This is a genomic window from Hydrogenophaga sp. (assembly GCF_030656115.1).
Taxonomy (GTDB): domain Bacteria; phylum Pseudomonadota; class Gammaproteobacteria; order Burkholderiales; family Burkholderiaceae_C; genus Hydrogenophaga.
The window spans coordinates 26,605-39,915 of the sequence record NZ_JAUSOO010000073.1 but is presented as its reverse complement, the minus strand read 5'-3'; the positions used below and the strand labels follow the sequence as shown (position 1 = coordinate 39,915).

At 66.5% G+C, this 13,311-nt stretch carries 12 protein-coding genes and 1 tRNA gene; 6 read left to right on the top strand and 7 right to left on the bottom strand.

Annotated features, from left to right (window positions below; genetic code table 11):
- Positions 1 to 5: 5 nt before the first annotated feature.
- From Q7J58_RS10300 to Q7J58_RS10290, 3 genes are read right to left on the bottom strand one after another with little or no spacing between them, the layout of a single operon-like run.
- Entirely contained in the window at positions 6 to 797 is a 792-nt protein-coding gene (locus tag Q7J58_RS10300; RefSeq protein WP_304827160.1) for an amino acid ABC transporter ATP-binding protein, read from the bottom strand.
- 18 nt (positions 798 to 815) lie between these two features.
- On the bottom strand, positions 816 to 1,745 hold the full coding sequence (locus Q7J58_RS10295; RefSeq protein WP_304827157.1) for an amino acid ABC transporter permease: 930 nt from the start codon (positions 1,743 to 1,745) through the stop codon (positions 816 to 818).
- A gap of 10 nt (positions 1,746 to 1,755) precedes the next feature.
- The gene (locus Q7J58_RS10290; RefSeq protein WP_304827154.1) at positions 1,756 to 2,679 is read right to left on the bottom strand and encodes a transporter substrate-binding domain-containing protein; all 924 of its coding nucleotides are present in this window, start codon (positions 2,677 to 2,679) and stop codon (positions 1,756 to 1,758) included.
- A gap of 137 nt (positions 2,680 to 2,816) precedes the next feature.
- Here Q7J58_RS10290 and Q7J58_RS10285 point away from each other — a divergent pair, with 137 nt between their 5' ends.
- Entirely contained in the window at positions 2,817 to 3,359 is a 543-nt protein-coding gene (locus Q7J58_RS10285) for a MarR family winged helix-turn-helix transcriptional regulator (RefSeq protein WP_304827151.1), read from the top strand.
- Positions 3,360 to 3,460: 101 nt separating this feature from the next.
- A complete protein-coding gene (locus Q7J58_RS10280) occupies positions 3,461 to 4,396 on the top strand; it encodes an ornithine cyclodeaminase family protein (protein WP_304827148.1) in 936 nt (311 codons plus the stop codon).
- Positions 4,397 to 4,507: 111 nt separating this feature from the next.
- Here the strand turns inward: Q7J58_RS10280 and Q7J58_RS10275 are convergent, their stop codons facing one another.
- Positions 4,508 to 5,056: a MarR family transcriptional regulator gene (locus Q7J58_RS10275; RefSeq protein ID WP_304827146.1), complete on the bottom strand. Its 549-nt coding sequence runs from the start codon at positions 5,054 to 5,056 to the stop codon at positions 4,508 to 4,510.
- A 94-nt stretch (positions 5,057 to 5,150) separates the two neighbouring features.
- Between Q7J58_RS10275 and Q7J58_RS10270 the strand changes: the two genes are divergently transcribed.
- Genes Q7J58_RS10270 through Q7J58_RS10255 form a run of 4 tightly spaced genes read left to right on the top strand, consistent with a single transcriptional unit; the run spans position 5,151 to position 10,219 of the window.
- Entirely contained in the window at positions 5,151 to 6,113 is a 963-nt protein-coding gene (locus Q7J58_RS10270; RefSeq protein ID WP_304827143.1) for a tripartite tricarboxylate transporter substrate-binding protein, read from the top strand.
- A gap of 46 nt (positions 6,114 to 6,159) precedes the next feature.
- Complete coding sequence (locus Q7J58_RS10265; RefSeq protein ID WP_304827140.1) at positions 6,160 to 7,146, top strand: tripartite tricarboxylate transporter substrate binding protein; 987 nt, start codon at positions 6,160 to 6,162, stop codon at positions 7,144 to 7,146.
- A 32-nt stretch (positions 7,147 to 7,178) separates the two neighbouring features.
- Positions 7,179 to 8,504 (top strand): sulfatase-like hydrolase/transferase, encoded by a 1,326-nt coding sequence (locus Q7J58_RS10260; protein WP_304827137.1) that lies wholly within the window; start codon positions 7,179 to 7,181, stop codon positions 8,502 to 8,504.
- 38 nt (positions 8,505 to 8,542) lie between these two features.
- The gene (locus Q7J58_RS10255; RefSeq protein ID WP_304827134.1) at positions 8,543 to 10,219 is read left to right on the top strand and encodes a SulP family inorganic anion transporter; all 1,677 of its coding nucleotides are present in this window, start codon (positions 8,543 to 8,545) and stop codon (positions 10,217 to 10,219) included.
- Between the two features lie 24 nt (positions 10,220 to 10,243).
- Here the strand turns inward: Q7J58_RS10255 and Q7J58_RS10250 are convergent, their stop codons facing one another.
- The 3 genes from Q7J58_RS10250 to Q7J58_RS10240 form a co-directional block, all read right to left on the bottom strand.
- Positions 10,244 to 11,500 (bottom strand): Hsp70 family protein, encoded by a 1,257-nt coding sequence (locus tag Q7J58_RS10250; RefSeq protein ID WP_304827131.1) that lies wholly within the window; start codon positions 11,498 to 11,500, stop codon positions 10,244 to 10,246.
- Positions 11,501 to 11,734: 234 nt separating this feature from the next.
- Positions 11,735 to 11,811, bottom strand: a tRNA-Arg gene (locus Q7J58_RS10245).
- Positions 11,812 to 12,363: 552 nt separating this feature from the next.
- Positions 12,364 to 13,299 carry a LysR substrate-binding domain-containing protein gene (locus Q7J58_RS10240; RefSeq protein ID WP_304827127.1) on the bottom strand — a complete coding sequence of 312 codons (936 nt, stop codon included), beginning with the start codon at positions 13,297 to 13,299 and terminating at the stop codon, positions 12,364 to 12,366.
- Between the last annotated feature and the right edge of the window lie 12 nt (positions 13,300 to 13,311).

Sequence of the window (13,311 nt, the reverse complement as noted above, 5' to 3'; positions counted from 1 at the left end):
CCGCGTCACATCACACGGGACAGGAAGGCGCGCAGGCGGTCGGTTTTCGGGTTGGACAGGGTTTCTTTGGCCTCGCCCTGCTCGTGGATGCGCCCGCCCTCCATGAACACCACGCGGGTCGCCACCTCGCGCGCAAAGGCAATTTCATGGGTCACCACCACCATCGTCTTGCCGGCTTGGGCCAGGTCGGACACCACGCTGAGCACCTCACCCACCAGCTCCGGATCGAGCGCGCTGGTGGGTTCGTCAAACAGCATGACCTTGGGCCGCATGGCCAGGGCGCGGGCAATGGCCACACGCTGCTGCTGCCCGCCGGAGAGCATCTGGGGGTAGGCCGTGAGCTTGTCGCCCAGGCCCACGCGGCCCAGCAGGTGGTGTGCGCGGGTGCGGGCATCAGCCACCGAATCGCCCAGCACCTGCACCGGGCCCTCCATCACGTTCGCTTCCACCGTCATGTGGGGAAACAACACAAACTGCTGGAACACCATGCCAAGTTGCTGCCGCTGCAGAGCAATGTCTCTGGGACCGAGCTGGCGCAGGTGTGTGCCTTCCTGCTTGTAGCCCAGCAATTCACCGTTGAGGTAGATCGATCCACCCTCAATGGTTTCGAGCTGGTGGATGCAGCGCACCAGGGTGGACTTGCCCGATCCCGACGGACCAATGACCGCGACCACTTCGCCTTCATCGATGTCGAGCGAGACACCGTTCAAGACCTGGAAGCTGCCGTAGCGTTTGACGACGTTGTGCAATCTCAGCACAGGCCCGGGCTGGGCGCTGGCTGTTTGGTTTTTTTGCATGGGGTACCTTGGCTTTCTTTACGCTTGCTCGGACGCCGGGACCGCCTGGGTCGTGTCACGGCGGTGGCCTTTGGAGTAGTGGCGCTCCAACCGAGACTGGAAGGCGTACAGCAGGGTGATGACCGCGAGGTACCAGAACACCGCCACCATCAGCAGGGGAACGATCTCGTAGGTGCGGTTGTAGATGATCTGCACCGAGTGCAGCAAATCGTTCATGGCGATCACGCTGACCAGCGCCGTGGCCTTGGCCATGCCAATGACCTGGTTGCCCGTCGGCGGAATGATGAAGCGCATGGCCTGCGGGAAGATGATGCGAAAGAAGGCCTTGGTGGGCGTCATGCCCAGGGCTCTGGCCGCGTCGTGCTGGCGGGTGTCCACGGACGACAGACCCGCCCGGACGATTTCGGTCATGTAGGCCCCTTCTGCCAGACCCAGACCCAGCAGGGCGGCCAGAAACGGGGTGATCACCGCGTTGGTGGGCCATTCCACCCAGGGCGCCAGGAAGGGCAGTCCGATGCCGATGTTGGGGATCAGGTACGCCAGGTTGTACCAAAAGATCAGCTGGATCAGCAGCGGGGTGCCGCGAAAAGCCCAGAGGTAGGTCTGTGCAGCCCAGCGGGCGGGCTTGAAGTCCGACAGCAGGGCCAGCGCGGCCACGGTGCCGATGACGGTGCCGATGACCATGGCCACCACCGTCAGCGCCAGCGTGGTGCCCAGCCCCTGCAGCACGTTCACCGAGAACAGGTACTTGCCCACCACCGCCCACTCGAAGCGCGGGTTGGAAAACAGAAAGTACACCACCTGCAGCGCCACCACGGTGAGCAGCAGCGACAAGCCCCAGCGGATCGGGCTGGTGCGCTGGCGGGCGGTGGACACATCCGCCCAGCCGGGCGGGGAAGACGCCGACGCGGCGGCTGCGTTGGACATGGCCAGAGTTCCTTGCAACATGGTCAGGGCTTCACGGGTTGCTGGCGGGGTTGAGCTGCGGCGCCGGCGCTTTGGTGAGCGTCAGGCCCCATTTGTCCATGATGCGTGCGTACTCGCCCGACTTCCACAGCGCCTTGAGCGCGTCGAGCATGACCGGGCTGAGTTCCGCGTTCTTTTTCATGACAAAGCCTTGGTGCAGCACACCCAGCCCGTCGGTCTCGTCGGTCTGGATGGTGAACTTGCCGGGGTTGCGCTGCTGCAGGTACAGCGCCGCCGCGAGCTGCATGCCCGCCACGTCGGCCCGACCCGACTGGGCGGCCAGCACCGTCGCGTTCTGGTCGGCCAGGGGCACCATGTCCAGCGGCGCCTTTTGGCCCGCGATGCAACGGTCACTGACTTTCTTGGCGTAAGCCTCTTGCGCCGAACCGGCCGGGAACGACATGCGCAAGCCGCACAGGTCTTCCAGCCTGGACGTTTTGCGACCCGAGGCCACCGGCAGCACGAAGGCGGGCTTGCTCAGCATCCAGGTGAGGATGTCGTAGCGCTCTTCGCGCGCCTTGGTGGACAGCAGCGGCCCCGCCGACAGGTCGTAGCGCCCCGTGTCGATGCCGGCCAGCATGGCGGGCAGGTTGCTGACAATCGTCAGTTCGACCTTGACCCCCAGCAGCGGCTCCAGCGCCTTCGCCATGTCGGCATCGACACCGGTGACCGTTTTGCCATCGTCACCCACGATGCGGTAGGGCGCAAAGGAGTCGCCCACCATTTTGAGCACCTTGGCGCTCTTGACGGAGGCGGGCAGGCGGTCAAACAGCGGCGCCGCAGCGGTTTGCGCAGCGGCGCTCAGGCTGCAGGCCCAGACAGCGAGCGACAAGGCGCCCAGCTTGAGCGTGCGGCGAAGCGCCTGGGAGCCCATCTGCCCAGCAGACGGTTGGAATGGGGTAAGTCTTGATGTCATCGGGGTCTCCAGCTTGTTAAGCTCAAATGAGCGCGTTTTTGATCTAGGACAAATGTTATTGATATCATTTGTTATTGACATCGGTACTTACCCTAAACTTCCAGCGCTCGCAAAATACGACCTCCGAACTTGACGCCATGACCGTTTTGCACCGATCCCCCCTCACGGAAGTCAGCAATGACAGCGCGGCTGTGATTTCCCCAGGGCCGTCTGAAGGTGGCCATGTGCTGACCCCCGCCATGGCCGGATTTCGGCTGCTCAAGCTCACCAACCTGATGAGCCGACCGTTCTTTGGCCAGTTTGCCAAGCAGCACGATCTCACGCTCAATGAGTGGCGCTCCATCGTGGTGCTGGCCAACCAGCCGGGCAGTGCGGCCCAGGATGTGAGCGCCGCGACCGGCTCGCACCCCATGAACATCAGCCGCGCCGTGATTGCCTTGCGCAAGCGCGGCTTGATCGAAGAAGCCCGCGATCCCGACAACCACCGGCGCATGCTGCTGTGGCTGACCGCCACCGGCAAAGACCTGTTCAGGGCCATCGCGCCGCACTCGGAAGCCCAGAACAGGCTGCTGTTCGACGTGTTGAGCCAGGAAGAGCTGGCGGCGTTTATCCGGACGCTGGAGAAGTTGACCTCGCGCGCCGAACAAATCACCCACGACGAGCGGGTGCCAGACGTTTAAAACGTGTTGGCGGTCTGCGCCTCTGCGTGGCCCATGCGGCATCCACCGGCTGTGGGTAGGTGAATAGGAGCCAACCCCGCGCGGGCGGCTACCATCGGCGCATGCTCACCCTGACCTCTGAAGCCGCCCGTGCGGCCCTGCCTTTTGACCGTTTGATCGCCGCGCTGCGCGAACACTTCACCACCACCTGCGAGGTGCCGCTGCGCCATGTGCATGAAATCGCCAGCCCCGGCGGCAAGATCACCTCGCTGATCATGCCGGCCTGGCTGCCGGGCCGTTACTACGGCGTGAAGATTGTGAACATTGCGCCGGGCAATGCCGCCGAGGGCCTGCCGGGGTTGCATTCGGCCTACCTGCTGTTTGACGCACGCACCGGCGTGCCGCTGGCGCAGATCGACGGCGACCAGATCACCACGCGGCGCACCGTGGCGGCCTCGGCGCTGGCGGCCTCGTACCTGGCGCGCGCCGATGCCCGGCTCCTGCTGGTGGTGGGTGCGGTCGCGGTGGCCGCGCTGCGGCCCGAGGCCTACCGCACGGTGCGCCCGATTGAACAGGTGACGGTGTGGGCACGCCGCGCCAGCGAAGCGCAGGCGCTGGCCGCGCGCTGGCGCGAACAGGGTTTTGACGCCAGCGCCACCACCGACTTGCCCGCCGCTTGCGCCCTGGCCGATGTGGTGAGTTGCGCGACCCTGGCCACCGACCCGGTGGTGCGCGGCGCCTGGCTGGCGCCGGGCTCGCACCTGGACCTGATTGGCAGCTTCACCCCGACCATGCGCGAGGCCGACGATGTGTGCTTTGAAGACGCGCGGGTGTTTGTGGACACCGAAGAGGCGCTGCAGAAAAGCGGCGACCTGATCGGCCCGCTGTCGCGCGGCGTGCTGCGCGCCGACGATGTGCGCGGCACCCTGACCACACTGTGCAAAGGCATGGCCACCGGGCGCAAGACGGCCACCGAGCGCACGGTGTTCAAGTCGGTGGGCACCGCGCTGGAAGACCTGGCGGCGGCGGTGCAGGTGTTTGAAACCGCGCGCGGCTGAAGGCGCCAGCAGGCACCGGCGGGCCCACCGCCATCACCAGCGACGCCCGTCCTGGATGACCCGCCCGGACGGGGCCAACGCATGGCGGTGACCGTCCAGCGGCCAGGCGGCTCACTCGCCACTGTCCACCGGGGGCAATCGGTGTGTGGACGCGGCCACCATGCCGTGCACGCGTGCCTGCAGCTTTTCGATGGCGTGGTCCAGCTGCTCTCGCTCGGCGGGTGTCAGCGCGCTGGCGAGTTCGCGGTTGATGGCCGCGACCTGCGGAAAGATCGCCTGGTACACGCGCCGCCCCTCGTCGCTCAGGAACACATGCACCTCGCGCCGGTCCGACGGCCTGGGCTGGCGCCGGATGAGTTTCTTTTCTTCCAGCCGGGTGAGCGTGCGCGAGGTGCGCGCGCGGTCCAGCATGGCGTGTTCGGCCAGCTCGCTGGAGAGCGCGCCCTCGTGCTCGGACAAGAAGGACAGCACCCGCCATTCGCGCCGCGTCAAGCCAAACCCGTGCTCGCACAGTTGCACCACCAGGCGGCTGGCGGTGATGTGCACACGGTAGAGCCGGTACAGCAGCAGGTCGGTCTGAACCTGGGGGTCGGTGAGGCGGTCTTGAATGGTCGGCTCCTGCAGCGGAATCGGTGTCTGGGCACCCGTCAGGGAAAACACCTGCTTTGATTGATTTCTGCAATTGATTGTCGGTCCATAGCATCGGGGGCTTGACGGGGAAACACCCGTTTGACAACCCACTGGAGACACGACCATGCTCAAAAGAACCGTTTTGACCGCCGCCCTGGCCCTGGCCGCCTGCGCCGCCGCCGTGCCCGCTCTCGCGCAGGACAAGCCGCCCCTGAAAATCGTGGTGGGTTTTCCACCGGGGGGCTCGGCCGACCTGCTGGCCCGGCTGATGGCCGAGGGCCTGAAGAACGACTTCTCGTCGGTGATTGTGGAGAACAGGCCCGGTGCGGGTGGCCGCATTGCGTTGGGACAGGTGAAGCGCGCGCCGGCCGACGGGCAGACCGTGATCATCCTGCCCAGCGGACCGATGGTGCTGTTCCCGCATGTGTACAAGAAACTGGACTACGACGCGGTGACGGACTTCACCCCGATCTCGCTGCTGGCGCACTTTCAGTTCAGCGTGGTGGCCGGTGCCGGGGTCCCGGTGAAGAACGTGAAAGACATGATCGCGCGGGCCAAGGCCGAGCCCGGCAGAAGCACCTATGGCACCCCCGGCCAGGGCACGCTGCCACATTTCATGGGGGTGCTGTTCGGCCAGCAGGCCGGTGCCGAGCTGACGCATGTGCCGTTCCAGGGTGGTGGCCCGGCCAACACCGCCTTGCTGGGTGGCCACATCGACTACAAGTTCGACGTGGTGACCGAAACCGCCGAACTGCACCGGGCGGGCAAGGTGCGCATCATCGGCGTGACCGGCGCCCAGCGCGACCCGCAGGTGCCCGATGTGCCCACGCTCAAGGAGCAAGGCCTGGACATGGTGGCCACCGCCTGGTTCGCGATGTACGGCCCGGCCGGCCTGAAACCCGAGGTGCGCGACCTGCTGAGCGCAGCCGTGGCCAGGGCCGTGCGCACGCCCGCGCTGCGCACCAAGCTGATCGAGCAGGGCTACGACCCGGTGGGCTCCACACCGGCCGACCTGGCCGCCGCGCAGGCCGCCGATCTGAAGCGCTGGGAAGGACCGATCAAGGCCACCGGTGTGCAACTGGATTGAGCACCTGCCTCGCCCCCTGGCCCCTTGTTTGCCCTATGGAATACCGATGAACCCCATGCCCCTGTTTCGCCGCCACCACCTCGCCGCCCTCGCCTGCACCGCCGTGTCCCTGCTGGTTGGCCCCGCCGCCCTGGCCCAGCCGGCGTACCCCAGCCAGCCGGTCACCTTCGTCAACAACTTCCCGCCCGGGGGGCCGTCCGACATCCTGGCGCGCTCGGTCGCGGCGGTGCTGCAAGAGACGCTGAAGCAGCCCTTTGTGGTGGACAACAAGGCCGGTGCGGCCGGCAACCTGGGTGCGAGCGCCGTGGCCAAGGCACCGGCCGATGGCCACACCGTGTTGTTCGGCATCGACACCGTGTTCACCGTGAACCCGCACCTGTACCCGGCCATGCCGTTCAAGAACACCGACTTCAAGCCGGTGGTGATCATGGCCTCGTCGGGCCTGTTGCTGGGCGTGAACCCGCGCACCGGCATCCAGAGCTTTGGCGACCTGCTGAGCCAGAGCCGCACCAAGGCCCTGAACTTCAGCTCGGCCGGCAACGGCAGCCCGGGCCACCTGGCCGCTGCCCAGCTGGGCAGCAGCACGCCCGTGAAGGCGCAGCACATACCTTACCGCGGCAACACGCCGGCGGTGACGGCGGTGCTGAGCGGCGAGGTGGACGGCGGCATTCTGGCCACGCCGGGCATGCTGCCCCACGTGCAGAGCGGCAAGATCACCGCGCTGGCCGTCACCAGCGCCCAGCGCTCGCGGCTGGCCCCGCAGCTGCCCACCGTGGCCGAGCTGGGCCTGAAAACGCTGGAACAGGAGGTGCTGTACGTGGTGATGGTGCCCGCCGCCACGCCCGATGCGGTGGTGCAGACGCTGGCCAACGGCATCAACGCCGCGCTCAAGCGCCCCGAGCTGCAGGCGCGCATGAACAGCCTGGACCTGTTTTACGAAGGCACCACCGGTGTGGCCGCCGCCCAGCGGCTGGCCAGCCTGTCGGCGCGCTACGGCCAGATCGTGCGCAACACCGGCATGCAAGCGAACTGAAACCCAACCCGCCCATTTCTCTGCCCATGCCCATGCAACGACCCAACATCATCTACATCGTCTCGGACGACCTGGGCTTCGCCGACCTCGGCTGCTACGGCGGCCGCGAAGCCCCCTTTGGCGCGGTGTCGCCCCACATCGACGCGCTCGCGGCTGGCGGCCTGCGCCTGACCGAGGGCTACGCCAACTCCCCGGTGTGCTCGCCCACGCGCTTCGCGCTCATGAGCATGCGCTACCAATACCGCCTGCGCGGTGCGCTGGAAGAACCCATCAACAGCCGCAGCAAGGGCAGCGCCACGCTGGGCCTGCCGCCTGAGTTGCCCACCCTGCCCTCGCTGCTGCAAGCGGCCGGCTACCGCACCGCGCTCATCGGCAAATGGCACCTGGGCTACCCGCCGCACTTCGGCCCGCTGCGCTCGGGCTACGAAGAGTTCTTCGGAATCATGGCCGGTGGGGTGGACTACTTCACCCACTGCAGCAACAACGGCGACCACGACCTGTACATCGGCGACGAAACGCACAAAGAAGTGGGCTACCTCACCGATGTGTTCTCAAAGCGCGCGGTGCAACACATCCATGAGCGCGCGGTCGACGCGAAAGCGGGTCAGCCGTTTTTCTTGAGCCTGCACTACACCGCGCCGCACTGGCCGTGGGAAACGCGGGACGACGCGCACGTGGCGCCCGAGGTGGCCAAAAACCTGTTTCACCTGGACGGCGGCAACGTGAACAGCTACCGCAAAATGATCCACCACATGGACGAGGGCATTGGCTGGATCATGGCGGCCCTGCGCGAGCACGGGCTGGCCGAGAACACCCTGGTGGTGTTCACCAGCGACAACGGCGGCGAGCGCTTTTCCGACAACTGGCCGCTGGTGGGCGGCAAGATGGACCTGACCGAGGGCGGCATTCGCGTGCCGTGGATCGCACACTGGCCCGCCGTGATCGCGCCCGGCAGCACCAGCGCGCAGCATTGCATGACCATGGACTGGTCGGCCACGATGCTGGACCTCGGCGGCGGCCGGCCCCACGCGGACTACCCGCTGGACGGCGTTTCGCTGGCTCCGCTGCTGCGCAACCCGGCGCACCGCTTCGAGCGGCCCATGCACTGGCGCATGAACCACCGGGGCCAGCGCGCGCTGCGCGACGGCGACTGGAAATACCTGATGGTGGACGGCCACGAATACCTGTTCAACATCCCGGCCGACGAACGCGAACGCGCCAACCAGGCCCAGCGCGAGCCCGAGCGCCTGGCCCGCATGCGGGCGCAGTGGCTGGCCTGGAACGGCACCATGCCGCCCATTCCGGACGACGCCACCGTGAGCCTGGGCTATTCCACCCAACACATGCCGCAGCGCTGAAACGCGGACATGGCCCGGCTGGACGCTACGATCGGCGCATGAACCGATTGCGCCGTTTTCTACCGTTTCTGGCCTGGCCCCGGCCCACCGGGGCCGTGCTGCGGGGCGATGCGCTGGCCGGCATCACGGTCGGCCTGATGGTGATCCCGCAAGGGGTGGCCTACGCGGCGCTGGCCGGCATGCCGCTCATCACCGGCATCTATGCGTCGATGCTGCCCGCGCTGGTGGCGGTGCTGTTCAGCGGCTCCATGCGGCTGTCGGTGGGGCCCACCGCACTCACGTGTCTGCTGGTCAGCGCCTCGCTCACCGGCATGGCCGAGCCGGGCAGTGCGCAGTGGATTGCGCTGGCGGTGTGGCTGGCCCTGCTCTCGGGCCTGGTGCAGGTGGTGCTGGGCTTTGCGCGCTTTGGCTGGTTGCTCAACCTGGTGAACGCACCGGTGCTGATGGCGTTCACCCAGGGTGCGGCGGTGCTCATCATCGCGTCGCAACTGCCGTCTTTGCTGGGGCTTTCGGGCGGCTGGGCCGCGCTGGCCAATCCGCAGCAGGTGCACCTGCCGGCGGTGGCGTTCGGGCTGGGTTCGGTGGTGTTTTTGCTGCTGGCGCGGCGCTGGCGGGCCACGTTTCCGTCGGTGTTGCTGCTGGTGGTGGTGTCGGCGGGCGTGAGCGCCTGGATCGGGTTTGAGCCAGCGGGCGGCGCGGTCATTGGCGCGCTGCCGCAAGGCCTGCCGGCCTTGTATGTGCCGGCCTGGCCGGGCTGGGCCACGCTGGGCCAGCTGCTGCTGCCCACGCTGGTGATCAGCCTGGTGAGTTTTCTGGAAACCGCGTCCAGCGCCAAGGTGGACAGCAGCCGGCGCGGCCAGCGCTGGGACCAGGACCAGGACCTGATCGGTCAGGGGCTGGCGAAGCTGGTGTCGGGCTTTTCAGGTGCGTTTCCCACCAGCGCCTCGTTTTCACGCTCGGCCCTGCTGCTGCACAGCGGCGCCCAAACCGGCTGGGCCACGGTGTTTTCGGTGGCGCTGGTGGGCGTGGCGCTGGTGTTGCTCACCCCGCTGCTCAAGCATGTGCCGCTGGCGGTGCTGGCCGCCGTGGTGGTGGTGGCGGTCATGGGGTTGCTGCAGCCGCTGGCTTTTGTGCGGCTGTGGGCCATTTCACGGGTGGAATCGGTGATTGCGGGCACCACCTTTGTGGTGACGGTGCTCACCGCGCCGCAGCTGTACTGGGGCGTGCTGGCGGGCGTGCTGATGGCGCTGAGCCATTTTCTGTACCTGCGGCTGCACCCGCGCATCATTGAAGTGGGCCTGCACCCGGACGGCAGCCTGCGCGACCGCCACCTGTGGCACCTGGCGCCGCTGGCACCGGCCACCTACGCGCTGCGCATGGACGCCGCACTCGACTTCGCCACCGCCAGCGCCTTTGAACACACCGTGACGCGCTACCTGAGCGAGCACCCCGGCACGCAGCATGTGGTGCTCATTGCGCACCCCATCAACTGGATCGACGCCACCGGCGCCGAGGGCTTTGGGCGGCTGCAGTCGGTGCTCGCTGAAAAGCACGTCACGCTGCACGTGGTGGGCATCAAGCTGCCGGTCGAAACCGTGCTGCGAACGGCGGGCCACCTGCGCGAAGGCCCCCGGCTGCGCCTGTACCGCACCGAGGCCGACGCGCTGCGGGCCGTGCCGGACTGGAGCGAAGCGCCCCCAGGCCATGCCACATGAACGCGGCCCATTGACGCGGCAGCATCACACCCGGGTGTAAGCCAGGCCCGAGGCCACACCCCCAAACAAATCACCCTCCACCAGCGGCACGCTCGGAAATTCGGCCTGCAAGGCGCGCTGAAACGGTCGCAAAGCCGACGAGCCGCCGGTGAGGTAGATCGCGTCGAGCGAAGCATCGGTCAGCCCCGCACGCTGCACGCAGGCCCGGGTACAGGCCACGGTGCGCGCCAGCAGCGCGCCCAGGTGCTCGCGCATGTCGGTCGTGTCCAGCGAAGCCTGCAAGTCGGGCTCCACACACGACAGGTCCACCTGCGTGGCGCCGTCGCTCATCGAACACCGGATCTTGGCCTGCTCCACCTCGTGCGCCACGTGGTGGCCGGCCCGCTCTTTCAACACCGTCATCAGCCGCTCGTGCAAACGCGGGTCGGCGTAGTTCACCCGCAGCCCCTGGGCCTGGCTCAGCGCACGCGGCAGGTACAGCCACTGGATCAGGTGCCAGGTGGACAGGTCAAAAAACGTGCGGCTGGGCACCTCGCGCAGCTGCGGGCCCAGGTGGCGGTAACCCAGCAAGGGCATCACCCGCTCCAGACTGAGCTTCTGGTCAAAGTCGGTCCCGCCAATGTGCACGCCGGTGGTGGCCAGCACATCGCTGGCACGGTCGGCCAGCGCCATGCGCTGCGGGCCCAGGCGCACCACGGTGAAGTCCGAGGTGCCGCCGCCCAAGTCCACCACCAGCACCAGGCTCTCGCGTGTCAGGCGCCGCTCGTAGTCCAGCGCCGCCGCAATCGGCTCCAGCTGAAACGACACCTCGTCAAACCCCACAGCCTGCGCCGCCTGCAGCAGCGAAGCCTGCGCCAGCGCGTCGCGCTCGGGGTCGTCGTCCACAAAATGCACAGGGCGCCCCATCACCACGCGGGTGGGGGCCTCGCCCAGCGCGTGGGCGGCGCGTTCGCGCAGTGCGTCCAGAAAGGTGGCCACGATGTCCAGAAAACTCACCTGCTGGCCGTTGACCTCGGTTTTTTCCATCAGCAGCGGGCTGCCCAGCAGGCTCTTGAGCGAGCGCATCAACCGGCCCTCGGTGCCGCTCAGGTACTGCGCCACCGCGTCGCGCCCAAAGTGCGTCAGGTGGTCTTCGGCGTTGTAAAACACCGCCGTGGGCATCGACACCGCATCGCCTTCGAGCGGAATCAGGTGGGCCGCGCCCTGCACATCGGCCCAGGCCATGGCCGAGTTGGAGGTGCCGAAATCAATACCGAGTGTGCCGTGGAGCGAAAGCGTCATGAAGCAAAAGAAAAAAGAATAGGACTTGCGGCCAGGCAGTCGGCGCAACGGGTGTTGTTGGAACGGGTTCGTAAACGCGGCCCGGTCGTCTGCGGGTTGGGGCGATCCCCGCGCCATGCCAGGCACCGACGGAGCCAACAGACCGGGGCATCACGCCGGCACAGTTCTGGTCATTCGGCTCTGTTCAGGCAAGAGAAAAGCCCGCAACTTTTACAAGCTGCGGGCTTTCTTTTTTGGTGCGGCTGGCAGGAATCGAACCCACGACCCCTTGGTTCGTAGCCAAGTACTCTATCCAGCTGAGCTACAGCCGCGAAGCTGCTTATTGTACACAGAAATGGACCAAAAAATCCCACTCCCCTGTTTTCTGTTCATTTGGAAGCACTCGGCCAGGCATTCAAAACTGCAGTAACGCCTGTCGAGAAGCCCAGCACCCCGTCAGCTTGATCTCAAGCACTCTTGGGAGGCGGCTCACCCTGATGTGCCGCAGAAGCGTGCGTGCCACCCTGGAGGAAGCACACGCAATCAGATTGAGCCCAGACCCATGCTTCGGTGTACGAGCGTACCCGAAGCGTCCGGGACGCGTGCCGAGATAGGCAAGCGCCTTCTTGGAGAAGGGGCGCAGAATGGTTGCTCAAAACAACGTGAACGTCGCCTCGGACAGGCCGTTCACGCCCAGATTCCACGCAAGTCGATGATTGTGGTGCGGCTGGCGGGGATCGAACCCACGTGCCTTGCACTTTCTTGAGCGGCTCCGTGACAGTGGTCTTCTCACTTAGAGCCTTCTGTCACACCCCAGTCCCAGAAAGTCAGCACGGAGAGGTTCTTTGAAGGGTCTCTGAGCTGCTGACCATTGCTCTCGTCGCTTAGTTAGTCTCTCCCGTCAACAGCTCGATGCTCCCAGCCTGGCGCGCATCCACCACCAGCAGATCCACCAGTTCGCGCGCGAACTGTGGCAGGGCTTCCAGGTTGCGCACGCAGATCTGCATCGCGCGCAGTGACCATGGGTCGCTCAGCGGCACGATGCGAATGACCATCTTTTGTGCGTGGCGGCGGGCGGCAGATTCAGGCAGGATGCCGATGCCCACGCCGGTCTCGATCATGCGGCACGCCCCCTCGAAACTGCTGACCTGGATGCGCAGCTTGAGCGAGCGGTTGAGGCGGTCGCAGGCCTGGCGCAAAAAGGCGTGGATGGCGCTGGATTCGTGCAGGCCCACGTGGTCGAAGTCCAGGGTGTCGACGAAGGCGACATGTTCGGCTGTGGCCAGTGGGTGGGCGGGGTCGACCACCAGCACCAGACGGTCGCTGCGGTAGGGCACGGTCTCCAGGTTCTCGGTGCGCACCGAGCCGGCGACGATGCCGATGTCGGTCTGACCGTCGGTGACGGCCCGGATGATGTCGTTCGACAGCCGCTCACGCAGATCGATGTTCACATCGGGATGGGTGCTGAGGTAGGCACGCAGCACCGGCGGCAGAAACTCGCTGAGCGCGGTGGTGTTGGCGTAGACCCGCAGGTGGCCTTTGATGCCGCGCGCGTATTCCTGCAGGTCGCCACGCAGGTGCTCCAGCTGACCCAGCACCAGGCGGGCGTGGTGCACGAAGGCTTGACCTGGCGGCGTGAGCGTGACACCTTGGCTGTTGCGGTAGAACAGCTTGGTGCCGATGCTTTCTTCCAGGTGCTTGATGCGTGTGCTGGCAGCGGGCAGCGAGATGTGTGAAGCCTCGGCGCCCTTGGTCAGGCTGTTGGCCTCGGCCACGCGCACCATGAGGCGCAGGTCGACCAGATCGAAGTGCATGGACATGGCGGCCATTCT